General features: G+C 69.3%; 23 protein-coding genes. 12 read left to right on the forward strand and 11 right to left on the reverse strand.

What is annotated here, in order from left to right; all coding sequences use genetic code 11:
- Entirely contained in the window at positions 1 to 159 is a 159-nt protein-coding gene (locus ND450_RS24275; RefSeq protein ID WP_253320991.1) for a hypothetical protein, read from the reverse strand.
- Positions 160 to 182: 23 nt separating this feature from the next.
- Entirely contained in the window at positions 183 to 740 is a 558-nt protein-coding gene (locus tag ND450_RS24280; protein WP_253320992.1) for a helix-turn-helix transcriptional regulator, read from the reverse strand.
- A gap of 72 nt (positions 741 to 812) precedes the next feature.
- On the opposite strand from ND450_RS24280, the gene ND450_RS24285 reads away from it, so the two are divergent.
- Complete coding sequence (locus ND450_RS24285) at positions 813 to 1,451, forward strand: DUF2238 domain-containing protein (protein ID WP_253320993.1); 639 nt, start codon at positions 813 to 815, stop codon at positions 1,449 to 1,451.
- On the opposite strand, the gene ND450_RS24290 is transcribed toward ND450_RS24285, so the two are convergent.
- Together ND450_RS24290 and ND450_RS24295 are read right to left on the reverse strand one after the other, a co-directional pair.
- Positions 1,342 to 1,833 carry a hypothetical protein gene (locus ND450_RS24290; protein ID WP_089922227.1) on the reverse strand — a complete coding sequence of 164 codons (492 nt, stop codon included), beginning with the start codon at positions 1,831 to 1,833 and terminating at the stop codon, positions 1,342 to 1,344. The genes ND450_RS24285 and ND450_RS24290 overlap by 110 nt on opposite strands.
- Positions 1,834 to 1,880: 47 nt before the next feature.
- On the reverse strand, positions 1,881 to 3,395 hold the full coding sequence (locus ND450_RS24295) for an NAD(P)/FAD-dependent oxidoreductase (protein ID WP_253320994.1): 1,515 nt from the start codon (positions 3,393 to 3,395) through the stop codon (positions 1,881 to 1,883).
- Positions 3,396 to 3,460: 65 nt separating this feature from the next.
- On the opposite strand from ND450_RS24295, the gene fdhD reads away from it, so the two are divergent.
- Genes fdhD through ND450_RS24310 form a run of 3 tightly spaced genes read left to right on the forward strand, consistent with a single transcriptional unit; the run spans position 3,461 to position 6,326 of the window.
- The gene (gene fdhD, locus ND450_RS24300) at positions 3,461 to 4,288 is read left to right on the forward strand and encodes a formate dehydrogenase accessory sulfurtransferase FdhD (protein ID WP_253320995.1); all 828 of its coding nucleotides are present in this window, start codon (positions 3,461 to 3,463) and stop codon (positions 4,286 to 4,288) included.
- Complete coding sequence (locus ND450_RS24305; RefSeq protein ID WP_253320996.1) at positions 4,275 to 5,405, forward strand: CaiB/BaiF CoA-transferase family protein; 1,131 nt, start codon at positions 4,275 to 4,277, stop codon at positions 5,403 to 5,405. The genes fdhD and ND450_RS24305 overlap by 14 nt, the downstream gene beginning before the upstream one ends.
- A gap of 39 nt (positions 5,406 to 5,444) precedes the next feature.
- On the forward strand, positions 5,445 to 6,326 hold the full coding sequence (locus ND450_RS24310) for an alpha/beta hydrolase family protein (RefSeq protein WP_253320997.1): 882 nt from the start codon (positions 5,445 to 5,447) through the stop codon (positions 6,324 to 6,326).
- On the opposite strand, the gene ND450_RS24315 is transcribed toward ND450_RS24310, so the two are convergent.
- From ND450_RS24315 to tig, 6 genes are all read right to left on the reverse strand, one after another.
- Positions 6,323 to 7,621: a serine hydrolase gene (locus tag ND450_RS24315; protein WP_253320998.1), complete on the reverse strand. Its 1,299-nt coding sequence runs from the start codon at positions 7,619 to 7,621 to the stop codon at positions 6,323 to 6,325. The genes ND450_RS24310 and ND450_RS24315 overlap by 4 nt on opposite strands.
- Positions 7,622 to 7,693: 72 nt before the next feature.
- Positions 7,694 to 8,272 carry an alpha/beta hydrolase gene (locus ND450_RS24320; RefSeq protein ID WP_253320999.1) on the reverse strand — a complete coding sequence of 193 codons (579 nt, stop codon included), beginning with the start codon at positions 8,270 to 8,272 and terminating at the stop codon, positions 7,694 to 7,696.
- A 755-nt stretch (positions 8,273 to 9,027) separates the two neighbouring features.
- A complete protein-coding gene (gene clpX / locus ND450_RS24325) occupies positions 9,028 to 10,308 on the reverse strand; it encodes an ATP-dependent Clp protease ATP-binding subunit ClpX (protein WP_089922221.1) in 1,281 nt (426 codons plus the stop codon).
- Between the two features lie 315 nt (positions 10,309 to 10,623).
- The gene (locus tag ND450_RS24330) at positions 10,624 to 11,238 is read right to left on the reverse strand and encodes an ATP-dependent Clp protease proteolytic subunit (RefSeq protein WP_253327983.1); all 615 of its coding nucleotides are present in this window, start codon (positions 11,236 to 11,238) and stop codon (positions 10,624 to 10,626) included.
- A 35-nt stretch (positions 11,239 to 11,273) separates the two neighbouring features.
- Positions 11,274 to 11,861 (reverse strand): ATP-dependent Clp protease proteolytic subunit, encoded by a 588-nt coding sequence (locus tag ND450_RS24335; RefSeq protein ID WP_253327984.1) that lies wholly within the window; start codon positions 11,859 to 11,861, stop codon positions 11,274 to 11,276.
- A 228-nt stretch (positions 11,862 to 12,089) separates the two neighbouring features.
- Positions 12,090 to 13,439: a trigger factor gene (gene tig, locus ND450_RS24340; RefSeq protein WP_253321000.1), complete on the reverse strand. Its 1,350-nt coding sequence runs from the start codon at positions 13,437 to 13,439 to the stop codon at positions 12,090 to 12,092.
- Between the two features lie 475 nt (positions 13,440 to 13,914).
- On the opposite strand from tig, the gene ND450_RS24345 reads away from it, so the two are divergent.
- Positions 13,915 to 14,814, forward strand: coding sequence for a LysR family transcriptional regulator (locus ND450_RS24345; RefSeq protein ID WP_089922218.1), 900 nt, complete (start codon positions 13,915 to 13,917; stop codon positions 14,812 to 14,814).
- Between the two features lie 36 nt (positions 14,815 to 14,850).
- Here ND450_RS24345 and ND450_RS24350 read toward each other — a convergent pair whose 3' ends face one another.
- Positions 14,851 to 15,840, reverse strand: coding sequence for a LacI family DNA-binding transcriptional regulator (locus ND450_RS24350; protein WP_253321001.1), 990 nt, complete (start codon positions 15,838 to 15,840; stop codon positions 14,851 to 14,853).
- A 97-nt stretch (positions 15,841 to 15,937) separates the two neighbouring features.
- Here ND450_RS24350 and ND450_RS24355 point away from each other — a divergent pair, with 97 nt between their 5' ends.
- The 7 genes from ND450_RS24355 to ND450_RS24385 all read left to right on the forward strand — a co-directional run bounded on the left by ND450_RS24355 (position 15,938) and on the right by ND450_RS24385 (position 25,430).
- Entirely contained in the window at positions 15,938 to 17,191 is a 1,254-nt protein-coding gene (locus ND450_RS24355) for an ABC transporter substrate-binding protein (RefSeq protein ID WP_253321002.1), read from the forward strand.
- Positions 17,192 to 17,196: 5 nt separating this feature from the next.
- Positions 17,197 to 18,066, forward strand: a complete 870-nt coding sequence (locus tag ND450_RS24360) for a carbohydrate ABC transporter permease (protein ID WP_253321003.1) — start codon at positions 17,197 to 17,199, stop codon at positions 18,064 to 18,066.
- Positions 18,063 to 18,884, forward strand: a complete 822-nt coding sequence (locus tag ND450_RS24365; RefSeq protein WP_253321004.1) for a carbohydrate ABC transporter permease — start codon at positions 18,063 to 18,065, stop codon at positions 18,882 to 18,884. Before ND450_RS24360 ends, ND450_RS24365 begins: the two co-directional genes overlap by 4 nt.
- 16 nt (positions 18,885 to 18,900) lie before the next feature.
- Positions 18,901 to 20,007, forward strand: a complete 1,107-nt coding sequence (locus tag ND450_RS24370; protein WP_253321005.1) for a cellulase family glycosylhydrolase — start codon at positions 18,901 to 18,903, stop codon at positions 20,005 to 20,007.
- A 4-nt stretch (positions 20,008 to 20,011) separates the two neighbouring features.
- On the forward strand, positions 20,012 to 22,918 hold the full coding sequence (locus ND450_RS24375; protein WP_253321006.1) for a glycoside hydrolase family 38 C-terminal domain-containing protein: 2,907 nt from the start codon (positions 20,012 to 20,014) through the stop codon (positions 22,916 to 22,918).
- A gap of 3 nt (positions 22,919 to 22,921) precedes the next feature.
- Positions 22,922 to 23,821: a glycosyl hydrolase family 18 protein gene (locus ND450_RS24380; protein ID WP_253321007.1), complete on the forward strand. Its 900-nt coding sequence runs from the start codon at positions 22,922 to 22,924 to the stop codon at positions 23,819 to 23,821.
- A gap of 118 nt (positions 23,822 to 23,939) precedes the next feature.
- Positions 23,940 to 25,430: a PKD domain-containing protein gene (locus ND450_RS24385; protein WP_253321008.1), complete on the forward strand. Its 1,491-nt coding sequence runs from the start codon at positions 23,940 to 23,942 to the stop codon at positions 25,428 to 25,430.
- Positions 25,431 to 25,437 lie beyond the last annotated feature (7 nt).

Consider the following 25,437-nt stretch of genomic DNA (forward strand, 5'->3'; position numbering starts at 1 on the left):
TCAGGCGTGCCGGACCCGGACGGAGAGCCGTAAGCGGCGCCGTTCGGGTTCGGCCTTCGTCTCCTCGGTCTTCTTGACGAGCCGGCGCGCGGCCGCGTCGGCCTCGAAGTCCTGCTGACGGTACTTCGCGATAGCAAACGCGTCGTGGTGCGAGATCATGCGAGTTCTCCTCAGGTGGGTTGTTATTCGGGTGCGACCGTCACGGCCAGGAAGTACCTGACCGCCCGCGCGCCCTCGGGCCGCAGCGACTCGTCGAGACGGCGGTCGTCGTACTTCTCCAGGAGCGCCTGCACCTCGGCGTGGTACTCGACGGCCTCCTCCGCCGTCAGGAACTTGACGGTGCCCTGGGTGCCGACCGTCCTGCGCCAGTCCTCCGGGAGGTGCTCGTGCCGCCGCAGGCGTTCACGGGTGCGCTCGAACTCCTGGTCCAGGTAGGCCATCGCGGCGGCTTCGGCGGCCAGCGCGGCCTCCCCCTCGAGCCCCTCCGACGAGATGGACTGGCGTCCGCGCACGATCCGCCACGGCTTCTGCCGGCCCGCGCCCTCGACCTCCTCGACGAACCCGTACTTGGCCAGCATGTTCAGGTGGTACGAGCAGCTCGCGACGCTTTCACCGAGCTTCTCCGAGCACTGCGTGGCGGTGTGCGGCCCCTGCTCGGTGAGCACCTGCAGCAGCTTCCACCGGAACGGGTGCGAGAGCGCCCGCAGCGCCTTGGGGTCGGTGATGGGACTGTCGGTCATGCCACCAAGGTCTCACATCAAGGAACCTTTAGCAAGAAACCTTGATATATAAACCCTGATATAAACCCGTCCATGACTCGGGGGAAGTGGTGGCTGCTGGGCGCGTTCGGCGCACTGGTGGCGGTGACGTGGATGAGGCCGATCTGGCCGGCCGAGCAGGCGTTGCACAGCTCGCTGACGGCAGTGGCACTGCTCGCGTTGTGGCTGTTCAGGAAGCGCCTCGACACGGCGCAGTGGGCGTGGGCGCTGCTGTTCCTCGCGCTGCACACGGTCGCGGCGCGGTGGATCTACTCGTTCGTCCCGTACGACGACTGGACGGACGCGCTGTTCGGCGTGCGGCTGTCGGAGGCGTTCTCCTGGGAGCGCAACCACTTCGACCGGCTCGTGCACTTCAGCTACGGCGTGTGCCTCGCCGCGGTGCTGCGGTGGAAGTGGTTGCGGTCGCTGGAGGTCGTGCTCGCGACGAGCGCCGCGTACGAACTGCTGGAGTGGGCGATCGCGATGACGCTCGCACCCGAGGTCGCCGAGGCCTACAACGGCCAGCAGGGCGACATGTGGGACGCCCACGCGGACATGGCACTGGCCGCGCTCGGCGCCCTCGTCACCAGTCTGGTGAGTTCCGCGCCACGGCGGTCACGAGCGGAAGCGACTCGATCACCGGCACCCGGAGCAGTTCGGCCGGCACATCAGGATCCCGGACGGGCTCGATGAGCTCGCGCAGCAGCGCGCCGACGACGTCGTCCGCCGACTGGTCGACCTCGTGGATCAGGTCGCGCAACTGGTCCGCGGCCTCGTTGAGCACCCGCGGCCGCTGGGGTTCCTCCAGCATCAGCGCCGCCAGCCTCAGCACGCGACGGCACGTGCGCAGCCTCAGGCTCCTGCTCGCGGACTCGCGCGTGCCGGCGAGGCCCAGGCGGCCGCGCGTGCGTTCGATCCACGGCTCGACCGTCTCACGCCGCCAGATCGGGCCGGACGCGAGTTCGGCGTCCGGCTCGGGAATGCCGTGGGAGCGCCGTTTTCTCCACACAGCCACCAGCTGCCGACTGAGCCCCATGGCGTCGGCGATCTCCGCGATCCCGTAGAAGTCCCCCACACGCGCAACTGTAACCAGAGATGACGTTGGGTGTCATCGAACATGTCTCAAATTCGTTCGAGGACCGCTTTCGCCGCGTTGTGGCCACCGATGCCGCTGACCCCGCCGCCGCGCCGGGATCCCGCGCCGCAGACGAGGACGTTGTCCACATCGGTCTCGACGCCCCACCTGCCGACCTGGTCCCCGGTCTCGGCGAACGGCCAGTCGAGCTCGCCGTGGAAGATGTTGCCGCCCGGCAGTCCCAGCTCGGACTCCAGGTCGAGCGGGGTGCGGGCCTCGATGCAGGGTTTGCCGTCGGCGTCGGTGGTGAGGCAGTCCCGGATCGGCTCCACGAGGTGCGCGTCGAGCTGGTCGAGGTAGCGCCGCACGAGCTCGTCGCGCAGTTCCTCGTTGCGGCCCTGGAAGAGCGACGCGGGCAGGTGCAGGCCGAACAACGTCAGCGTCTCGTGGCCCCGCAGCGACGGCCCGAGGATCGACGGGTCCGTCAGCGAGTGGCAGTACATCTCGCCCGGCAGCACCGACGGCACCTGGCCGGCCGCGCTCTCCAGGTACGCGGTCTCCAGCTGGTCGTAGGACTCGTCGAGGTGGAACGTGCCGGCGAACGCCAGCCGCGGGTCGACGCCGGACTTCAGCTCGGGCAGCCTGCGCAGCAACATGTTGATCTTCAGCTGGCAGCCGGGCGCGTCCTCGACCTCCTTGCCCCGCAAGCGTCCCAGCACCGATGGTGCCACGTTCGAGAGCACGAACCGGGACTCGACCGTGGTGTCCCCGTAGGTCACCGCCGCGGTCTTGCCGTCCGACTCGACGGACGTCACCTCGGCGCCCGTGACGATCTGCGCGCCGGCCTCGCGCGCGACCCGTTCCAGCTCGGCGGTGACCCCGCCCATGCCGCCGACCGGGACCTTCCACTCGCCCGTGCCGTTGCCGATCACGTGGTAGAGGAAGCACTTGTTGGCGCTCAACGAGTGCAGCGAGGCGTGCGTGCCGATCAACGCGTCCGTCGCGACGACGCCGCGCACCAGGTTGTTGTCGAACAGCTCCTGCAGCGTCGCGCCGATCGGCCGTTCGAAGACCTGCTCCCACACCCGCCCGCGCGCCACCGCGTCGACGTGCACGCGCAGGTGGTCGCGGGACACCAGCGGTTCCAGCAGGGTCGGCGCCAGGGCCTGGGCCATCAGCTCCAGGTCGGCGTACCAGCGCTGCCACCGCTCCCAGTCGTCGAGCGACCCGCAGACGGCCTCGAACGACTCCACCGTCGCCGCACCCGGCGAGCGTTCGACGAGCAGCCCCGTCTTGCCGTTGGGGGTGTACGAGGACGCGGCGCGCGACTTCAGCGCCAGCCGCAGTCCGAGGTCCGACACGATCCGGTCGGGCAGCAGCGACACGAGGTACGAGAAGCGCGAGAGCCGGGCGTCGACGCCCTCCCAGGGTGACGCGCTCACCGCGGCCCCGCCGACGTGCGGCAGCTTCTCCAGCACCCTGACCGACTTCCCCGCCCGCGCGAGGTACGCGGCCGCCACCAAACCGTTGTGGCCGCCTCCCACGATCACGACGTCGTCCATGCCCCGGAATCCCTCCCACGTAGCCTGGTCGGTGGGGAACATAGCGGTCCGAAGGAGATGTGCACATGGGCCGAGTGACGGTGCGCCGAGCGGTCGAACGGGTGTCGCCGAGCGGTCGTCGCCGCAGGGTGGACGCGCTCGCCGCCGAGGAGCCGCTGGAGCTGAGGGTCAACGGCAAGGCGTTGGCCGTCACGATGCGCACGCCCGGTCAGGACGTGGAGCTCGCGCACGGCTTCCTGCTCAGCGAGGGCGTGATCGGGTCGTCGCAGGACATCTCGATCGCCCGGTTCTGCGAGGGCACCGGGCCCGACGGCATGAACACCTACAACGTGCTGGACATCGCACTGGCCGAGGGCGTGCCGCCACCGGACACGGGGGTGGAGCGGAACTTCTACACCACGTCGTCGTGCGGGGTGTGCGGCAAGGGCGCGCTGGACGCGGTGAAGCTCAAGACCCGCTACTCCCCCGCGTTCGACGAGGTGAAGGTCACGCCCGAGATGCTCACGGGGTTCCCGGACGCGTTGCGGGAGCGGCAGAAGGTCTTCGAGAGCACCGGTGGGCTGCACGCGGCCGGGCTGTTCGTCGACGGGGAACTGCTCGTCGTGCGCGAGGACGTGGGCCGGCACAACGCCGTCGACAAGGTCCTGGGCTGGGCGGTGCTGCAGGACCTGGTGCCGTTGCGCGGCGCGGTGCTGATGGTGTCCGGTCGGGCGTCGTTCGAGCTGGTGCAGAAGGCCGCGATGTCCGGCATCCCGGTCCTCGCGGCGGTGTCGGCGCCGTCGTCGCTCGCCGTCGAGCTGGCCGAGGAGCAGGGCATGACGCTCGTCGGCTTCCTGCGCGGTGACTCGATGAACGTCTACACCGGTGGGGAGCGCGTGGTTGAGACCGCTTGACGGCGTCGTGGTGGTGAGCCTGGAGCAGGCCGTCGCCGTGCCGTACGCGACGCGGCTGCTGGCCGATCTGGGCGCGCGGGTCGTCAAGGTCGAACGGCCTGGTACCGGCGACTTCGCCCGCCACTACGACTCGGCGTGCGGCGAGGTGTCCTCGTACTTCGCGTGGACGAACGCGGGCAAGGAGTCGGTGACGCTCGACATCACCCACCCCGACGGCCGCGAGGTGCTGGAGCGGCTGGTCGCGCGTGCCGACGTGCTGCTGTGCAACCTGTCGCCGCGGGTGTGGTCGCGGCTGGCGCTGGACCTGCCGCCGTCGCTGGTCGTCGGCGAGATGTCCGGCTACGGCTGGGACGGCCCGTACGCCGACCGCAAGGCGTTCGACGCGCTGGTGCAGTCCGAGGCGGGGCTGGTGTCGCTGACCGGTGAGGGCGACGTGGTGGCCCGTGCGGGCATCTCGGTCGCGGACATCGCGGCGGGCGTCCAGCTCCAGGCGGCCGTGCTCGCGGCGTTGCTCCAGCGCGGCCGGACGGGTGAAGGCGCACGACTGCGGTTGTCACTCTTCGAAGCGATGGCCGAGTGGATGCACCAGCCGATGCTCTACGCCGCCGGGACGGGCGCCTCGGCCCCGCGGTCGGGCGCCCACCACCCGAGCATCGCGCCGTACGGGCCGGTGGCCTGCGCGGACGGCGCCGTGCACCTGGCCGTGCAGAACGACGGGCAGTGGCAGCGGCTGTGCGGCCTGATCGGGCTCGCCCCGGAGGAGAGGTTCGCCACAGTGGCGTCCCGCGTGGAGCACCGCGCGGAGCTCCAGGAACTGCTCGAACAGGCGTTTTCGGGCCTCACCGCGGCCGAGTTGCTGACCACTCTGGACGGTGCGGACGTGCCGGCAGCCCTGACCAGGCCGATCACCGACCTGTCCACCCACCCGCAGCTCGACACGTGGGTTGACGTGCGCGTTCCCGGTGGAACGGCCCGGATGCTGCCGCCGCCCGTGGCCGGTTTCGAGTGGTCGCCGGGTGCGGTTCCGGCTCTCGGCGAGCACACTGACGCCGTGCTGACCTGGCTGGGCTATTCGAGTGAGGAACGAACTGCCTTACGCGTGCGTTCCGTCCTCTGAGCAGGAAACGAGGAACGGTGCCCACGCGATGAGGTGAGCATGGGGGAACCGAGGTACAGCCGCCGCACCCTCCTCGCGGCGATGGGCGTGGTCATCGCGACAGCCACCGGCGTCGCGACGTACGTGTCGTCGTCGTCCGGTCCCGTCGAGCAGCAGATCGCGACGGCGGACAAGGTGCGCGCCACCCCGGTCGCGAAGCCCGTGATCCGGTTCGAGCGCGTCTACTCGGCCGCCCGCCACCGCGAGATCACCCTCGCCTTCTACCTCCCGGCCGGCGCGAGCACGCGCGGCCTGCCGATGTCGATCCTGCTGCACGGCCTGCGCGGCGACGCCCGGCACGCCGCCGTCGGCGACCTCCCCCAGGTCCTGACCTCGGCCGTCGCGAAGGGCTCGGTACCCGCGTTCGGGTTCGTCGCGGTCGACGGCGGCGACAACTACTGGCACGAGAACGTCCCCGGTGACGACCCGATGGCCATGCTGCTCGACGAGGTCCCGCGCTGGCTCAAGGAACGCGGCTACGGCGAACCGTTCGCGGTGACGGGCGTGTCGATGGGCGGCTTCGGTTCGCTGCTCTACGCACGCCGCCGTGCCGAACGGGGCGACCCGGTCGCAGCCGCCGCGGCCATCTCCCCCGGCCTCATCACGACGTGGCCGGAGATGGCGAAGCGCCGCGCGTTCAAGAGCGAGGCCGAGTGGGCGTCGCTCGACCCGCTGCGCCACCTCAGGGCGACCGGCCCGACCGCGCTGGGCGTGTGGATCGGCGACAAGGACAAGTTCATCGAGGGCACCCGCCGGTTCATCCGCGACGTGCGCCCCCAGGTGAGCGCGGTCAAGCCCGGCGGCCACGACGACGGGCTGTACCGGAAGGTGACGCCCGACGTCGTGCAGTTCCTCGCCAAGTACGCGAAGCGCGCCGTCTAGACGCGCTGGGCCGCGCGGCCCCAGTGCAGGTACTTCACCCTGTCGTCCTCGTCGCGTCCGCACAGGACGATGACCGGGTGGTGGCCCTCGTCCTTCTCGACGGCGATCAGCGCGTCGCCCCGCAGCCCGGTGTACTCGCGTTCGCCGTCCTCGAAGAAGGCCTCCCAGAGGGGGTCGAGCGCCACGTACCGGACGTTCACCCTCCCGCCCGCACCCTCGGAGACGTGCACCTCCACGCCCGCCGACCGGTACACGCCGACGACCCGCTCGACGTCGACCGGCACCGGCAGGGGCGGCGGCGTGGGGAACTCGGGCAGCCTGACACCCGCCAGTTCGCCGAACACCTGCTCGTAGACCGCGCGCACCAGCGGCAGCTCCTCACCGCCGTTGGTGAGGACCGCGACCGCGAGCCCGGCCTCGGGAACCACCCGCAGGTAGGCGTTGAAGCCCAGCGTCGACCCCGTGTGCCCCATGCCGGTGACACCACCCGCGTACTCGTGCAGCGCCCACCCGAGCCCTTGCTTCCCGCCGAGGCCGAAGTCGGGCGGCACGACCTGCGTGACGCGCAGCGCGTCGAACTCACCGGTGCCGAGGTGCATCCCGACGAACACCAGGAGGTCCCGCGCGCTCATCGCGAGCACACTGCCCGCCGGCGCGTCGGCCTCGGTCATGAGCTTCCCGGCGGGAGTGCGCTCCTTGCCCAGGTGCCCGGTGGCGCATTCCCGCGAGGCGTACTCGGCGTGGCTCACGGCGGCGGTGCGCAGTCCGAGCCGCTCGATCAGGCGTTCCCGCAGGACGACGCGGAAAGGCTTGCCGCGCAGCACTTCCACGACCCGCCCGAGCAGCGTGAAGCCGCTGTTGCAGTACGAGTACAACTCGCCCGGCGCGACCACCTGCCGCGCGTCCGCCAGGCGCTCGACGTACTTCTCGAGCATGTCGTCACCGCTGCCGGTGTCGTGGAAGAGATCCCCCTCGAACCCACCGGTGTGCGTGAGCAGGTGCCGGGGCGTGACGACCCGCGCGGCCTCCTCGTCGGCCAGCCGGAACCCGGGCAGCACGTCCCGCACCGGCCGGTCGAGGTCGAGCAGGCCCTCGTTCACCAGCTCCTGGACGAGCGTCGCCGTCCAGACCTTGGTGATCGACCCGATCTGGAAGATCGAGCCGGTCGTCACCTTCTCCCCCGTGACGTTGTTCAGCACGCCTGCCGCCACATCGGTGATCTCACCGTTGTGCAGCACGGCGACCTGAGCGCCCACGACACCATGTTCGGCGACGAGCGCGTCCAGTTCGATCATGCATCCCCCCAGGATTCGTCCAGTGGCTCGGAACGTTTGGCGGCGTATCCGCCAACGTCCTGAGCCACACCGCTAGCGCGGCGAGAGCGGCACCGTCCTCGACCGCACCCACTTGAGCACCGCGGGCCACTCCCCGTAGCCCGAGTCGATGTTGATGTGCCCGGCCCCCGGCACCACGTCGACCTCGATCCGCAAGGCCTCCGCGAGCTGCTTCGCGTCCTGCATCGAGCAGTGCGGGTCCCCCTCCCCCGCGACCAGCCGCGTCTCCGTGGCGGCCCGGCGCAGGTTCGCCGGGTCGAGCGGCGACGGCAGGAACGACTTGATCGCCGGCTCCGGGTGGTCCAGCCGAGGCGGCGCCACGAGCAGCACGCGGTCGACGTGGGCGATGCCCTCGCGAGCCGCGTGGTGCAGCCACAGGTGGCACCCGAGCGAGTGGGCGACGACCACGCGTTCGCGGTCGGTCGGCATCGCCTCCAGGTGCGTGTCGAGCTCACGCAGCCACGTGTCGCGGTCGGGTGCCTCGGGGCTGCTGAAGTGCGGCAGGTCGGCGAGGCCGCCGTGCTCGGAGACGGTCTGGGCGAGCCAGCGCTGCCAGTGGCCGGGGCCGGAGCCGGTGTAGCCGTGGAGCAGGAGCACATGGGGCAGCGACATGGCTCCCACCCTAGCGGCGTGCTGGTCGGCGACGCTGGCACGTGAGCGCTGGGGCTTGGGGGTTGTGCCTGGGGGCTGGGGGCGCGAAGCCGCCGCTGGGGAGGGAGCGCGGGGAGGCGGGCGGGCAGGAAGCGGCAGGGCGGGCGGCGGGCAGGGCGAGCGGCGGCCAACCGGAGAGCGGCCTGCCGGAGAGCGGGAAACAACCGCGCGGCACGCGGCTGGGCGGCACGCGGCTGGGCGGCACGCGGCTGGCGCCCAGCCTGCCAAGCGACAGCGGCAGGCCAGCGGGTGGGCGGCAGGCAGGCGCGCGGGCGGCAGGCGCGCGGGTGGCAGGCGCGCGGGTGGGAAGCCGGCAGGCAGGCGGGCAGGCGGGCAGGCGCTCGGTGGCCAGCGGGCGGCAGGCGGTAGGCAGACGCGCGGACGGCGGGCGCGCGGGTGGGAAGCGGCAGGCGGGCGCGGGACGCGGGACGCGGCAGGCAGGAGCCAGTTGAGCGGCGGGCGAAAGGAAGTCGTGGTTGCGTCCCATGGCCCCAGGCGGCCGGATTGGGCCGCCACCTCACCCTCATCGACGCCGAGAAGCGCGGCGCACCCGCCACGTCCCCGCCGCATCAACGCCGGCTCGGGTGCCCGGCGCCATCACCGCCCCGCCGCCCCATCTCCGGCTCGCCCCACCACGCCCCAAGCCGCGCGCCCTACAACGCCGCAACGCGAAGGGCGCCCGGTTTCCCGGGCGCCCTTCGCGTTGTGGCTCGAACCTAGGCCGACTTCTCGCGGCGCTCTCGGCGCGAGGGCTGCCGGGCCACGATGGTCGGGTTCACGTTCTCCTTCACCGTCTGCTCGGTGATGACGACCTTGGCGACGTCCGTGCGGCTCGGGATGTCGTACATCACCGGGAGCAGGACCTCCTCCATGATCGCGCGCAGGCCTCGGGCACCGGTGCCGCGCAGGATCGCCTGGTCGGCGACCGCTTCGAGTGCGGTCTTGGTGAACTCGAGTTCTACGCCGTCCATCTCGAAGAGCTTCTGGTACTGCTTGACCAGGGCGTTCTTCGGCTCGGTGAGGATCGAGACCAGCGACGGCTTGTCGAGGTTCGTGACGGAGGCGACCATCGGCAGACGCCCGATGAACTCGGGGATCAGGCCGAACTTGATCAGGTCTTCCGGCATCGAGTCGGCGAAGTAGTCCGCCGCGTCCGTCTCGGCCTTGGAGCGGACCTCGGCGCCGAAGCCCAGGCCCCTCTTGCCGACCCGGTCCTGGATGATCTTCTCCAGGCCTGCGAAGGCACCGGCCACGATGAACAGCACGTTCGTCGTGTCGATCTGGATGAACTCCTGGTGCGGGTGCTTGCGGCCGCCCTGCGGGGGCACCGAGGCGGTGGTGCCTTCCAGGATCTTGAGCAGCGCCTGCTGCACGCCCTCACCGGACACGTCGCGCGTGATCGACGGGTTTTCACTCTTCCGAGCGATCTTGTCGACCTCGTCGATGTAGATGATGCCCGTCTCGGCGCGCTTGACGTCGTAGTCGGCGGCCTGGATGAGCTTCAGGAGGATGTTCTCGACGTCCTCGCCGACGTACCCGGCCTCCGTCAGCGCCGTCGCGTCGGCGATGGCGAACGGCACGTTCAGCATCTTCGCGAGCGTCTGCGCGAGATAGGTCTTGCCGCACCCCGTCGGGCCGAGCATCAGGATGTTCGACTTGGCCAGCTCGACGCCGTCGTCACGACCCTCGCGCCCGCGGTCGCCCGCCTGGATGCGCTTGTAGTGGTTGTAGACGGCGACGGAGAGGGTGCGCTTGGCATCACTCTGGCCGATGACGTACTGGTCGAGGAACTCGTGGATCTCGGCGGGCTTCGGCAGCTCGTCGAGCTTCACGTCACCGGCTTCGGCCAGCTCCTCCTCGATGATCTCGTTGCAGAGATCGATGCACTCATCGCAGATGTAGACGCCGGGGCCGGCGATGAGTTTCTTCACCTGCTTTTGGCTCTTTCCGCAGAAAGAGCACTTCAGCAAGTCGCCGCCGTCACCGATACGCGCCATGACCGCTGACCTATGTCCCCTCCGGCGCACACCTGCTGTAGTGCGCCTGCTGACTTGCTGTGGCAGTCCCACTGGCTGTGGGTGCGAAGCCCGTTCTCCTGACGGTACCTGGCCGACCCCGTTTCAGGGGAGGACCCGCGTGCCCCCGACGCGCCGATCAGGCCAGATGACCGGTCACATCGGCGTGTCGGGTGGGCGAGCGATGTCCGCGGAGTGGTTTCCCAGCCCCTGGGACGTACCCAGGGTCGGGGACCTCCCCGGACGGCGGGTGGGCGAGCGCTCCTCACGAGCACGCCTCGCCCGTCCGCCGGCACCTCAGGACTTGGCGGAAAGCTTCCGGTAGGGCAGCACCGAGTCGACGATGCCGTACTCCTTGGCCTCGTCGGCCGTGAGGATGCGGTCGCGCTCGATGCTCTCGCGAACCTCCTCCGCCGTCCGGTTGGTGTGCCGCGCGAGGGTGGTCTCCATCAGGCGGCGCACGCGCTGGATCTCGTTCGACTGGATCTCCAGGTCGGACACCTGACCGTACGCACCCTCCATGGAGGGCTGGTGGATCAGGATTCGCGCGTTCGGCAGCGCGTGGCGCTTGCCGGGCGTGCCGGCGGCCAGCAGCACCGCGGCGGCCGAGGCGGCCTGGCCGAGGCAGTACGTCTGGATGTCCGGACGCACGAACTGCATGGTGTCGTAGATGGCCATCAGCGAGGTGAACGAGCCACCCGGCGAGTTGATGTACATCAGGATGTCGCGGTCCGGGTCCTCGGACTCGAGGACCAGCAACTGCGCCATGACGTCGTTGGCCGAAGCGTCGTCAACCTGCACGCCGAGGAAGATGATGCGCTCCTCGAACAGCTTGTTGTACGGGTTCGACTCCTTCATGCCGTAGCTGGTGCGCTCGACGAACGACGGCAGCACGTACCGCGACTGAGGCATGTGGAACTGGCTCACTTGAGGTCTCCTAGCTGACGTCAGTGGTTCGAGTCGCCGACCGGCTGCGCGCGGGTGACGACCTTGTCGACGAAGCCGTACTCCAGCGCTTCCTGCGCCGTGAACCAGCGGTCGCGGTCGGAGTCACGGGTGATGGTCTCCACCGACTGCCCGGTGTGCTCGGCGATGAGCTCGGCCATCTCGCGCTTGGTGCGCGTCAGCATGTCCGCCTGGATCGCGATGTCCGCGGCCGTACCGCCGACACCGGCCGACGGCTGGTGCATGAGGATGCGCGCGTGCGGGAGCGCGTGGCGCTTGCCGGGCGCGCCCGCCGAGAGCAGGAACTGCCCCATCGAGGCCGCGAGGCCCATCGCGTACGTGGCCACGTCCGGCTGGATCAGCTGCATCGTGTCGTAGATGGCCATGCCCGCCGTGACGGAGCCACCCGGCGAGTTGATGTAGAGCGTGATGTCCTTCTCGGGGTCCTCAGCGGCGAGGAGCAGCAACTGAGCGGTGATCTGGTTGGCGATGCCCTCTTCGACCTGCGATCCCAGGACGATGATCCGCTCGCGGAGCAGCCGCTCGTACACCGAGTCGTTGAGGTTCATCCCGGCGGTGGCCGACCGCATCTCGGGGGTCGGGAAGGAGTGCTGCGTCACGTCTGCCTGCCTAACTCCAGGTGGAACGAATCTGGAAGCGAAAACTCTCTGCGATCGACCTTAACGAAGGCGGGCGGCGTCAGATGCCCGACACCGCCCGCGTTCGCTATCAGCTGTATTTCATGGAGCTCGCCCGCTCGCGGTAGGGCGCGTGAACTGCCCGTCTGAGATGGGCTTCACCCGTCTCAGACGATCCACTCACGCCTCCTGGCCGTCCTCATCGGACTTGGTCTCGCCGAAGAGCTCGTCGAGGTCCAGCTTGGCGCCCGCGGTGTCGGACACCTCGGCCTGGCGCACGACGCTCGCGAGCGCCTTGCCGCGGCGGACGTCGGCGAAGATCGCGCCGAGCTGGCCGGACTGCTGCGCGCGCTTGACGTACTCGTCCGGCGAGATGCCGAAGCGCTGGGCCTGGTAGATGATCCGCTCGGTCAGCTCGCCGTCGGACACCGTGACCTGCTCGGCGTCGGCGATCGAGTCGAGCACCAGCTGGGTCTTGACGGCCTGCTCGGCCGCCGTGCGCAGCTCGGCGTCGAACTCCTCCTCGGTCTGACCCTGCTCGGTCAGCCACGCGGCGAACTTCGCGTCGTCGTGGTCGAACGCGTGCACGGCGTCGTGCTTGCGCGCGTCGATCTCGCCCTGGACGATGCCCTCGGGCAGCGGGACCTCGGTGGTCTCCAGCAGCGCCTCGAGGACCTTGTCGCGCGCCTGCACGCCCTGCTGCATCTTCTTGACGCGGCCCAGGCGGGTCTGCAGGTCGGCCTTGAGCTCCTCCAGCGTGTCGAACTCGCTGGCGAGCTGCGCGAACTCGTCGTCGAGCTCGGGGAGCTGGCGCTCCTTGACGGTGCTCAGCACGACGGTGACCTCGGCCTCACGGCCCTCGTGCTCACCGGCGACGAGCGTCGTGGTGAAGGTCTTGGTCTCCCCCTCGGAGGCGCCGACGAGAGCCTCGTCGATGCCCTCGACGAGCTGGCCGGAGCCGACCTCGTAGGACAGGCCGCTGGTGCGCGCCTCCTCGACCTCTTCGCCGTCGACGGTGGCGGACAGGTCGACGATCACGAAGTCGCCGGTCTGCACCGGGCGGGAGACGCCGGTCAGCGTGCCGAAGCGGGCGCGGAGCTCGTCGAGCTGGGTGGTCACGTCCTCGTCGGTGACCTCCTGCTCGTCGACGGTCACGGCGAGCTCGCCGAAGGCGGGCACGGTGATCTCGGGGCGGACGTCGACCTCGGCGGTGAACTCGAGCGTCTGGCCGTCCTCGATCTTGGTGACCTCGAAGTCCGGACGGCCGAGCGTGCGCACCTCACCCGCGTTGACCGCCTCCAGGTACTTGGCCGGGATGGCCTCCTGGATGACCTCGTCCAGCACCGGGGCGCGGCCGATGCGGTTCTCCAGGACCTTGGCGGGGGCCTTGCCCGGGCGGAAGCCGGGGATGCGGACCTGCTTCGCGAGCTTCCGGTACGCCTGGTCGAAGTTCGACTTGAGCTCGTCGAACGGCACCTCGACGTTGATCCGGACCCTCGTCGGGCTCAGGTGCTCGACGGTGCTCTTCAACGTGGACTCCTCGATACGAACAAGAACGTGCAAGACAGCCGGTACCACCACTGCGGGCGCCCGGATTCCCAGCGAGTCTAGGCGAGACCCGCACCGTGACCGCCGCCACCCCGCTCCGAGCGGCAACGGACCGCCGGCCCGGCCGTCGCACGCGCCCCGGAACCGCCGCGCCGCGGCACACGTCCAAGCGATCTCCGGACAGGTCCGCACCGCTTCCCGCCGGCCCGTTCATTGTTCGCCTCGCGAAAGGCTTCACAGAAGGAAGTCACCCCACTACGGCGCGTCAAAACATTGCCCACAATTTCACTCGTTCGGCGGAAACAGCCTTTCCGTGCCCCGTGGAGATGACTCCATAAGCACCAATCATCCCGCCTCCGCGGACAGGTAGCGTTACTGCTCCCGCACCATCCGTAACAGGACCACGGGAACGAACGAGAAAAAGACGTCGCACCGTTTTACCCCGAGGATCCGCCTGATGGAGACACGCCAGCTTCTCGCGTTCACGACCGTGGTTCAGACAGGGAGCTTCACCAAGGCCGCAGCCACGCTCAACTGCTCGCAGCCGACCATCACCACCCGCATCAAGGCGCTGGAGGAGGCCCTCGGGGTCGTCCTTTTCCGACGTCTCCCCAGAGGTATCCAGATGACGTCCGCGGGCGTGGAGTTACTCCCGTTCGCACGAAACATCATCAACCTCACCGAAAAGGCTCGAAAAGCCATCACGATGAACGGCGAGCCGCACGGCAAACTCGTCATCGGTTCCGCTCAGAGCCTGACCGACTACCGTCTGCTACCACTCATCGAATACATGTGCTGGCGCTACCCGTCGGTCCAACTCTCACTCCACTCGCGCAACGCGCTGAACAACCTGAACTCGGTGCGCGACGGCCAACTCGACTGCGCGTTCTTCATCGGCGCCATCGAACCGCGCGACGGCCTGGAAACGACGGTGCTGTGCCCGGAACCCCTCGTCATGGTGGCGGGCCCGAACCACATGCTCACCCAACGCCAGTCGCTCACCGAGGACGACCTCACGAGCAGCACCCTCATCCGCGCGGAGAACGGCGCCTCGTACCACGAGCTCTTCGAGCACTCCCTCGGCTACGACGACACGAGGGCCCCGGTCCTGGAACTGGACTCCGTCGACGCCGCCAAGCGAGCGGTCGCCTCGGGCCTGGGCATCGCCCTCATGCCGGAGGTGACGGTGTCCGCCGAACTGGCCGACGGCAGGCTGGTCCGCTTGCCCTGGTCCCCGACCTTCCGCGTGTACACGCAGTTCGGGTGGCGCCAGGACAACTCGACGAACCCGGCGGTGACGGCCCTGGTGTCGGCGGCGGCCCAGGTGGTGAGCGACCAGGTCGCGTCGCTGACCTGACGCCCGGAGTCGCACGCGGGTGCCGCGTGCGACTCCTCAGGCTCCCGGCGCGACCCCGGAACTGGCCCGCACGACCAGTTCCGGCAGGACGTCCTCGACGTCGGTGGGCGAAGCGCCCTCGATCACCGCGACCAGCGCCCGCGCGGCCCTGGCCCCGAAGGCGAACGTGTCCCGCGACAACGCGGTGAGCCGTCCGTGCTGGCACAGCACCGAGTCGTCCCACGCGACGATCGACAGCTCCTGCGGCACGGCGACCCCCAGGTCCGCGGCCACCTCGGCTCCCGCGACCGCCATCACGTCGTTGTCGTACACGATCGCCGTAGGCGGAGCATCCGAGGACAACAACGCCCGAGTGGCGGCAGCTCCCGACTCGGCCGTGTAGTCGCCGGCCACCACCACACCGTCCACAACGGACGAGGCGAAGGCCGCGTCCCGCCGGACCGTGTGCAGCAACGACGACAACCCGGCCACCCGCGCGATCCGCTTGTGCCCCAACGACTTCAGGTGCTCCACCACGGACGTCATGGCCGCGTAGTCGTCAGCCCACACCGAAGCCAGCGAACCGTGGTGGCCGGCTCCACCGACCACCACGGCCGGCAGCCCGAGCGCGGTCATCAACTCGACCCGGGGGTCCGACACCAGCAGGTCGACCAGGAACACCCCGTCGACCCGGTGCTCCGCCCACCACCGCTGGTAGAGCGCGATCTCCTCCTCCCGGGACGAGACCACCTGCAACAACAGCGCGCAGGACATCTCGGACTGCATCCCGGCGATCAGCTGGAAGAAGAACGCCTCGTCCCCCAGCGCACGCGGCGGGCGCACCAGCACCAGCCCGACCGCGTCGGCGGAGGCGGACGACAGGGCACGGGCGGTGACCGAGGGCCGGTACCCGAGCGAGGACGCGACCTCCAGCACCCGCGCGCGGGTCGACTCCGACACGCCGGAACGGCCGTTCAGGGCCAACGACACGGCGCCTTTGGAGACCCCCGCGGCCGCGGCGATGTCCTTGATCGTTGGCCTCTTCACACGCGCACCCTGTCCAGAACCAGACAACAAGACGTTCGGAGGCTAGCCGGAGATAAACCGGTTTAGCTAGGGTCCGCGACCAAGGAGGTGGGTGTCAATGAAGAGGCGCACGTTCCTCGCGGGCCTGGCGGCGGTGCCCGTGGCGGGCTGTGGACTGTCCGGCACGTCCAACACGTCATCGAGCGCATCAGGCCAGGTCACGGGCGAGATCACGTTCCAGACCTGGTCCCTCAAGCCCAAGTACACCGACTACGTCAACGGTGTCGTCGACGCTTTCCAGAAGCAGCACCAGGGCACCACCGTGAAGTGGGTCGACCAGCCCGCGGACGGGTACCTGGCCAAGGTCATGGCGGACGCGAGCGCGGGCAGCCTGCCCGACGTCATCAACGTGCCGCCGGACCTCAGCTTCCCGCTCGCCAAGGCGGGGCAGCTCGTCGACCTCGACGAGAGCCTCAAGGACGCCAGGCCCGAGTACCTCGAGAACGCCTGGCAGGCGTTCGAGATCCCCGGCAAGGGCGGCTGCTACGGCTTCCCCTGGTACCTCAACACCGGCCCGATCTTCTACAACAAGGCCCTGTTCCAGCAGGCGGGCCTCGACCCGGCCAAACCCCCGACGAACTTCAAGGAACTCGAGGCCACGGCGCTCAAGCTGGCTGAGAAGAAGGTCGCGATCCTCGGCCAGACCCCGAGCATCGCCGACTTCGGCCTGTACGGCGTCAAGCTGTTCGAGAACGACAAGTTCACGTTCAACGAGCCCAAGGGCGTCGAGTTCGTCGAGACCTACAAGCGCATGTACGACGCGGGCGCGCTCATCCCCGAGGCGCTCACGCAGAACTACACGGGCGCCGGCGCGAAGTTCATGGCGCAGCAGACGGCGATGAACGCGGGCAGCGCGTACGACCTCGGCAAGTTCAAGACCGACGCGCCCAGCCTCTACGCGAACATCGGCATCACCACGCCCATCACGAACACGGGCAGCGCCAACATGTTCCTGCACGGCGTGAGCGTGCCGAAGAGCAGCAAGAACCAGGCCACGGCACTGGCGTTCGGCCGCTTCCTCACCAACGCGGAGAACCAGGTGGCGTTCGCCAAGCTCGCCTCGATCTTCCCCAGCACCAGCAAGGGCGGCGACGACCCGTACTTCACCACCGAGGACGGGTCGGACGAGGCACGGGTCCGGGTGGCCGCGGCCAAGCAGCTCAAGACGGCGGTGAACTACACGCCCGTGCAGTTCAGCGACCAGATGCGCGAGGCGCTGCTGCAGCAGCTCGCCGACGCCATGCTCGGCAAGAAGTCGCCGAAGCAGGCGCTGGACGACGCCGTCGCCGAGTGCAACCGGCTTCTGAAGTAGGCACCGTGACCCACCGCCCGTACACGCCGTGGCTGTTCCTGGCCCCAGGACTGGCCATCTGCCTGCTGTTCGTCATCTTCCCGTTCTTCAACATGATCGTGCTGGCGTTCACCGACGCGAGCGCGCTGGGCGGCGGCCGGTTCACCGGCGTGGACAACTTCGCGCGGATGGTCCAGGACCCCAAGTTCTGGGCCGCCGCGCGTAACAGCCTGCTGTACATGGTGGGCGTCGTCCCGCCGCTGGTGCTGTTGCCGCTGCTGATCGCGATGCTCGCGCAGAAGGTCGTGCCGGGCATCGGGATCTTCCGGACGGCGTTCTTCACGCCGGTGATCGCGTCCACGGTCGTGGTCGGGCTCATCTGGACGTGGCTGCTCGACAGCCGCGGCCTGGTCAACAGCGTGGTGGAGGCGTTGGGCGGCACCAGGATCGGGTTCCTGACCGACTCCACGCTGCTGCTGGTCAGCTCGATGGTGGTGACGGTCTGGCGCGGCCTGGGCTACTACATGGTGATCTACCTGGCCGCGCTCGCGAACGTGCCGAAGGACCTGCACGAGGCCGCGATGGTCGACGGCGCGGGACCGGTCAGGAGGTTCTGGTCGGTCACCGTGCCGAGCCTGCGGCCCACGATGGTGCTGGTCGCGGCGCTGAGCGCGGTCAACGGGTTCCGCGTGTTCTCCGAGATCTACCTGCTGTCGGGCGGCACCGGCGGGCCGGGCGGGGCGAGCACCACGCTGGTGATGCTCATCCAGTCGGTCGGCCGCGGCCTCACCGGTGAGGTCGGGTACGCGTCGGCGCTCAGCGTGGTGCTCTTCGTCATCCTGCTCGGCCTGCTGCTGATCACCCTCAGGCTCAACCGCAGGGAGGACCAGCTGTGAAGCGCGCCCACGGCTCCCTGGCACTGCGCTACCTCGGTCTGCTCGCCATCCTCGCGATCAGCATCGGCCCGTTCCTGTGGCAGTTCGTCACGAGCATCAAGGGGCCGGACGAGGACGTGTTCGTCCCCGACTTCATCCCGGACGACCCGACCTTCGCCAACTACGCGGCCGTCGCCGACGTGGTGCCGGTCTGGTCGTTCGTGCTCAACTCGCTCGGCGTCGCGAGCGTCAACGTCATCACGAACTGCCTGGGCGCGGCCATGGCCGGTTACGCGTTGGCACGCCTGGAGTTCCGCGGCCGCCGGTTCGCCGCGGTGATCTTCGCGAGCAGCATCCTGGTGCCGTTCGAGGCGATCATGATCTCGCTGTTCCTGGTGATGCGCGGGTTCGGCCTCACCAACACGCTCACGGCGGTCGTGCTGCCCGGCGCGATCGCCGCGCTCAACGTCCTGTTGATGCGCAACGCCTTCCTCGCACTCCCCGCCGAAGTCGAGGAGGCCGCGGTCATCGACGGCGCCAACGCGTGGCAGCGCTTCACCCGCCTCGCGCTGCCGTCGGTGAAGGGCACGCTGGTCGTGGTGGCGCTGTTCTCGTTCATGTTCAGCTGGGACGACTTCCTCTGGCCGCTCATCGTGCTGAGCGACCAGGAGAAGTACACGCTCACCATCGGCCTGGCGTACCTCCAGGGCACGTTCGTGCAGAACCAGCGGCTGGTCGCGGCGGGCACGATCATCGCCGTCGTGCCGCTGATCCTGCTGTTCCTGTTGCTGCAGAAGCACTTCTTCCGCGGAGTGGGAGAAGGCGCGATCAAGGGATGATCCATTGCGTTTCGGCGTGAACTACACCCCGTCCCACGGCTGGTTCCACCACTGGCTCGACTTCTCCCTCGACGACGTCCAGCGCGACTTCGAGTCCATCGCGGGTCTCGGCCTCGACCACGTGCGGGTCTTCCCGCTGTGGCCGGTGTTCCAGCCCAACCGCGGTCTGGTCCGCCCGCAGGCCGTCGAGCAGCTCGCCCTGGTGCTCGACGCGGCTCGCGAAACAGGACTCGACGTCCAGGTCGACGTCCTGCAGGGGCACCTGTCGAGCTTCGACTTCTACCCGTCGTGGGTGCAGACCTGGCACCGCCGCAACATCTTCACCGACCCCGACGTGATCGACGGGCAGCGCCTCTACGTCCGCACGCTCGCCGAGGCCCTGAAGGACAAGCCGAACTTCCTCGGCTTCACCCTGGGCAACGAGGTCAACCTGCTCACCGAGTCGAACCCGTGCGTGCCCGAGCAGGCCGGCGAGTGGATCGACGCGCTGCTCGACGAGTGTGAGAAGGCCGCACCGGGCCTCCCGCACGTCCACTCCGAGTACGACGCCGTCTGGTACGAGAGCGACCACGCGTTCCTGCCGGAGCACGCGGCCAACAAGGGCGCGATGACCACCGTGCACTCATGGGTCTTCAACGGCACCGCGCAGCGCTACGGGCCGATGTCCGTGGAGAGCGTCCACCACGCCGAGTACCTCGTCGAGCTGGCGAAGGCGCACGCGAAGGACCCGGACCGGCCCGTGTGGCTGCAGGAGGTCGGTGCCGCCCAGCCCGAGATCAGCGCGGAGCAGGCGCCGCGGTTCGCCGAGCAAACGCTTGCGAACGTGCTGACGTGCTCGAACCTGTGGGGCGTCACGTGGTGGTGCTCGCACGACGTCGACCGTGCGTTGGTGGACTTCCCCGAACGCGAGTACGAGTTGGGGTTGTTGACGACGGAACGCGAGGCCAAGCCGCTCGGCGAGGCGATCGCCCGGATCGTGCGCGAGGCAGTGCACGCACCGGTCGAGCGCACGCCGATCACGCTGCACGGCGACCGGCCCTCCTGGGGTCCGGGCGGCGCTTTCTTCGACGAGTGGATGAGCCTCGCGCGCCAGGGCGTGCGGGCTTCGATCGAGCTGGGGTGAACACGTGCACGACGAACGCGCGCTGCTGGAAGAACGACTCAACCGCACGCTGAAGGAACGCATCCGCCCGGCCGTCTACGGCGAGACCGCACCGCTGGAGCTCGCCGTCTGGACCGTGCCGGACGAACCCGTCCCGGTCGCCGAAGCCCTCGCGGCCACCTACGCGCCGGCGCAGGTCGGCGACGCCTGGGGCGCGCCGTGGAGCACGAGCTGGTTCCGGCTGACCGGCACGGTCCCCGAGGCGTGGAAAGGAAAGCAGGTCGAGGTCGTGCTGGACCTCGGCTTCACCCACCCCGGCCCCGGTTTCCAGTCCGAGGGCCTCGCCTACACGGCGTCCGGTGAGCCCATCAAAGGCATCGAGCCGCGCAACACCTACCTGCCCGTCGACGGCTCCGAGGTGCTGTTCTACCTGGAGGCCGCGGGCAACCCGACGATCCTCGACTTCCACCCGTTCCTGCCGACCGCGCTGGGCGACAAGGAGACCGCGGGCACCGAGCCGCTGTACAAGATCCTCAAGGCCGAGCTCGCGGTCTTCCAGCCGCAGGTGTGGCACCTGATGCTCGACATCGAGGTGCTGCAGGGCCTGATGAAGGAGCTCCCCGACCACGACCCGCGCCGGCACAAGATCCTGCACGCGCTGGACCGGGCGATGGACGCGCTCGATCTGAACGAGGTCGCCGCCACCGCCGACCTGGCCCGCGAGGAACTGGCCGGTGTGCTGGCACTGCCCGCCAACGCCTCCGCGCACAAGGTCTCCGCGATCGGTCACGCCCACATCGACTCCGCCTGGCTGTGGCCGCTGCGCGAGACCGTCCGCAAGTGCGCGCGCACGTTCTCGAACGTCACCAAGCTGATGGACGAGTACCCGGACTTCTACTTCGCCTGCTCGCAGGCGCAGCAGTACGCGTGGATGAAGGACCACCACCCGCACGTCTGGGACCGCGTCCGCGAGAAGGTCCGGAGTGGACAGTTCGTGCCGGTCGGCGGCATGTGGGTCGAGTCGGACACGAACATGCCCGGCGGCGAGGCGATGGCCCGCCAGCTCGTGCACGGCAAGCGCTTCTTCCTGGACAACTTCGGCGTGGAGACCGAGGAGGTCTGGCTGCCCGACTCGTTCGGCTACAGCGCCGCACTCCCCCAGCTGATCAAGCTCTCGGGCTCCCGGTGGTTCCTCACCCAGAAGCTGTCGTGGAACCAGATCAACAAGTTCCCGCACCACACCTTCTGGTGGGAGGGCATCGACGGCACGCGGATCTTCACGCACTTCCCGCCCGTCGACACCTACAACTCGTCGTTGTCCGGCGAGGAACTGGCCCGTGCGTCTCGCCAGTTCGCCGAGCACGCCAAGGCCTCGCGGTCGCTGGTGCCGTTCGGCTACGGCGACGGCGGCGGTGGCCCCACCCGCGAGATGATGGAGACCGCGCACCGCGTCGCGAACCTCGAAGGCTCCCCGACCGTGCGCGTCGAACCGCCGCGCGAGTTCTTCCAGGCCGCGCAGGACGAGTATCCGGACGCGCCGGTGTGGGCGGGCGAGCTGTACCTGGAGAAGCACCGCGCCACCTACACCACCCAGGCCAAGACCAAGCAGGGCAACCGCCGCAGCGAACACCTGCTGCGCGAGGCCGAGCACTGGGCCACAGCCGCGGCGCTCCAGCGCCACGACTACCCGTACGACGAGCTCGACCGGCTGTGGAAGACCGTGCTGCTGCACCAGTTCCACGACATCCTGCCGGGCAGCTCGATCGCCTGGGTGCACCGCGAGGCCGAGGCCACCTACGCCCGTGTGGCGTCCGAGCTGAAGGCCCTGACCGCTACCGCCATCGACGCGCTGAAGGGCGACGGCGACGACGAGCTGACGTTCGACGTGCTCGGCGGCGACGCCCCCAGGCCGTTCGTCGCGCCGGCCGACGGCGTGCTGGACAACGGCAGGCTGCGCGTCACGATCGACGCCGAGGGCATCGTCACCTCGATCCTCGATTTGGAGGAGGACCGCGAGGTCCTGCCGCCGCACGGGTTCGCCGGCATGCCGCAGCTGCACCGCGACAACCCGAACCAGTGGGACGCCTGGGACATCGACCCGTTCTACCGCAACTGGAAGGCCGACCTGATCCCGTCCGAGCGGATCGATGTCTCGGACGGTGTCGTGGTCAGGGCGAAGTTCGGCAACTCCGTGCTCACCCAGACCATCCGGCTGCGCGAGGGCGCGAAGCAGGTCGACTTCGACACCGAGGTCGACTGGCAGGAACGGGAGAAGCTGCTCAAGATCGCGTTCCCGCTCGACCTGCGCGCCGAGGTCTCCACGGCCGAGACCCAGTTCGGCCACCTGCACCGCCCGGTGCACACCAACACCTCGTGGGAGGCCGCGAAGTTCGAGATCTGCGCCCACCGCTTCCTGCACGTCGGCGAGCCCGGCTACGGCGTCGCGGTGGTCAACGACTCGACCTACGGCCACGAGGTCACCCGCACCACCCGTGAGGACGGTGGAACCACCACGACCGTGCGCCTGTCCCTGCTGCGCGCACCCCGTTTCCCCGACCCGGAGACCGACCAGGGCGAGCACCGCTTCCGCTACGCCCTCGTGGTCGGCGACCTGCCGGCGGCCATCGACGCCGGCTACCGCATCAACCTGCCGCCGCAGGCCGTCCGCGGCTCCGTGACGCCGGAACCCCTGGTGCGCACGGACAACCCCGCGGTCAGGGTCGAGGCCGTGAAGCTGGCCGACGACCGGTCGGGCGACGTCGTCGTCCGGCTCTACGAGGCGCACGGCGGCCGTGCCCGCGCCTCGATCAGCACCTCCTTCGCCCACACGCGGATCCAGGAGACCGACCTGCTCGAACGGCCGCTGGCCGACGCGACGGCCGAGGTGGTGCTGCGCCCGTTCCAAGTGATCACCCTGCGATTCACGAGGTAGCGCATGAAGAAGCTGTTCCTGGCCCTGCTGCTGGTGGCGCTCGCCGCGCCACCGGCCCAGGCGGCCACCCAGAAGCGAACCGTCGTCTACTACCAGACCCAGTACAGCAACGGCGCGACCGGCACGTACGTCTCGCCCAAGCCCCTGCTCGACCGCGGCACCGGCGTCACCGACGTCCTCGTCGCCGCGATCCACCTCAACGACAACAGGATCGTCCACCTCAACGACCACCCGCCGTCGCACTCGCGGTACACCCAGATGTGGGCCGACCTCGCCGCCATGCAGGCCCGCGGCGTCAACGTGATCGGCATGGTCGGCGGCGCCGCGCAGGGCTCGTTCGCGCGGCTCGACACGCAGTTCGACACCTACTACCCGTTGCTGCGCGACACGATCCGCACCTACAGGCTCAACGGCGTCGACCTCGACGTCGAGGAGCGGATGTCGATCGCGGGCATCCGCCGCGTGATCGACCAGCTCAAGACCGACTTCGGCGCGAACTTCATCGTCACGCTCTCGCCGGTCGCGTCGGCGTTGTGGGGTGGCGGCAACCTGTCCGGCTTCAACTACGAGGACCTGTACCGCAGCCACGGCTCGAAGATCGCGTGGTTCAACGGCCAGTTCTACAACGGCTGGGGCAACGCGGGCAGCACGGCGAACTACGACCAGATCATCAACCGGCGGCTGATCCCGGCGAACAAGGTCGTGCTCGGTGTCCTCACCAACTCGGCCAACGGCGGGTCGGGCTACGTGTCCACGACGACCCTGAAGAACACCGTGACCAGTCTCAAGACCAAGTACACGAACTTCGGTGGGGTGGCGGGCTGGGAGTACTTCAACTCGCTGCCCGGTGGCACCGCGGAGCCGTGGCGGTGGGCGGCAGACGTGACGGCCATGCAGAAGTAGGCCGTTCGGGGCAACTTGCGGCGGGGTGGTCAACTTCCACCCCGCCTGGCGCATCATGTGCCCGAGTGCCTCCGTCGGGGGAAGGTGGAGGCAGGGGGTTTTGGGGGGTCTTTTTCGCATGCCTTCTTGGAGATCGATCGCGGCTGTCGTCGTGGTCGCATTGGGGATCGTCACTCCGGGTGTCGCGCACGCGGCACCACCGTCGAACGACGACATCGGCACCGCGACGCCGATCACCGCGCTGCCGTTCACCGCGCAGCAGAGCCTGTCGGAGGCGACCACCGCCCCCGACGACCCCGGTGCGTGCGACGGCTACTCGCCGCGCGGCTCGGTGTGGTTCAGCCACACCGCCACCGAGGACGGGTTCCTGCGGATCAGCACGGACGGCAGCAGCCGGCAGCTGCTCACCACGGCGTTCACCGGTGAACGGGGTGATCTCAGGTACTTCCCGAACAACTGCACCTCGGCCAACAGCAGGCCGATCACGTTCCGGGCGAAGGCCGGCACCAGGTACCACTTCATGGTCAGCGACTCCTCCACGCCGGGCGCGCAGGTGAACCTGACGGTCCAGCGGGTGGCACCGCTCGCCAACGACGACTTCGCCGACGCGCAGTCCGTGCCGTCGCTGCCGTTCAGCACGCCGGGCCCTGACCTCGCGCTGGCGGGCTACGAGACCGACGAACCGGTGGCGCAGGGCTGCTCCGGTGCCGAGGGATCGCCGAGCGCCTGGTACTCCTACACGCCCGCGACGACCCAGTCGGTGCTCGCCCGCGTGCAGACGAACGGCAGCGGGCCCCGCCTCGCGATCTACGACGGCCCGTCGCTCACCGAACTGCGCCAGGTCGGGTGCACCGGCGCGAGCTACTACGACGGCAAGGCGATGCGCCTGAACGCGGGCACGACCTACTACATCCAGGTCTCCGGCCCCACCTCCAACTCCTCGCCCGTCACGGTGCGGCTGGACGAGGCGCCCGCGCTGCAAACGTCCGTCTACTCCGGCTCGTCGGGGGACCGGTCGGTCTACGAGACCGTCGGGTTCACCCTCGACCACTCCGCCCAGTGGGGCAACGCGGTGACCTCCGTCGTCGACTTCGGGGACGGCACCACCTCGGCGCCCACCGGTGAGGAGCAGGTCGGGCACCGCTACTCGGTGGACGGCGTCTACACGGTGACGGTCAGCGCCACGTCCGCCGACGGCCGCACCGCCACGGACACCACCACGGTGACGGTGAAGACGCACGACGTCGCGATCACCAAGTTCACCCCGCCCGCCTCGGCACGGGCCGGGCAGCAGAAGCAGATCACCGTCCAGGTCGGCAACACCCGGTACCTGGAGAAGGCCACGGTCACGCTGTTCCGCAGCGACGGCGACTGGTGGGAGGAGGTCGGTGTGCTCACGCTCGACGTGCCGGCGCACCCGACCCGCAAGGTCTCCTTCCCGTTCGCGTACACCTTCACCCCGGAGGACGCCGCGATCGGCAAGGTGACGTTCCGCGCCGTGCTCTCGCTGCCCTACCCGGTGCAGGACGCACGCCCGATGGACAACGAGGTGATCGCGATCGCGACCACCGTCCGTCCGGCGGCCACGACCACCGCTCTCGCGAACTGACCTTGGG

Origin of the sequence: Lentzea sp. HUAS12, from assembly GCF_024125735.1 — a bacterium.
In the GTDB taxonomy this organism is placed as follows: domain Bacteria; phylum Actinomycetota; class Actinomycetes; order Mycobacteriales; family Pseudonocardiaceae; genus Lentzea; species Lentzea albida.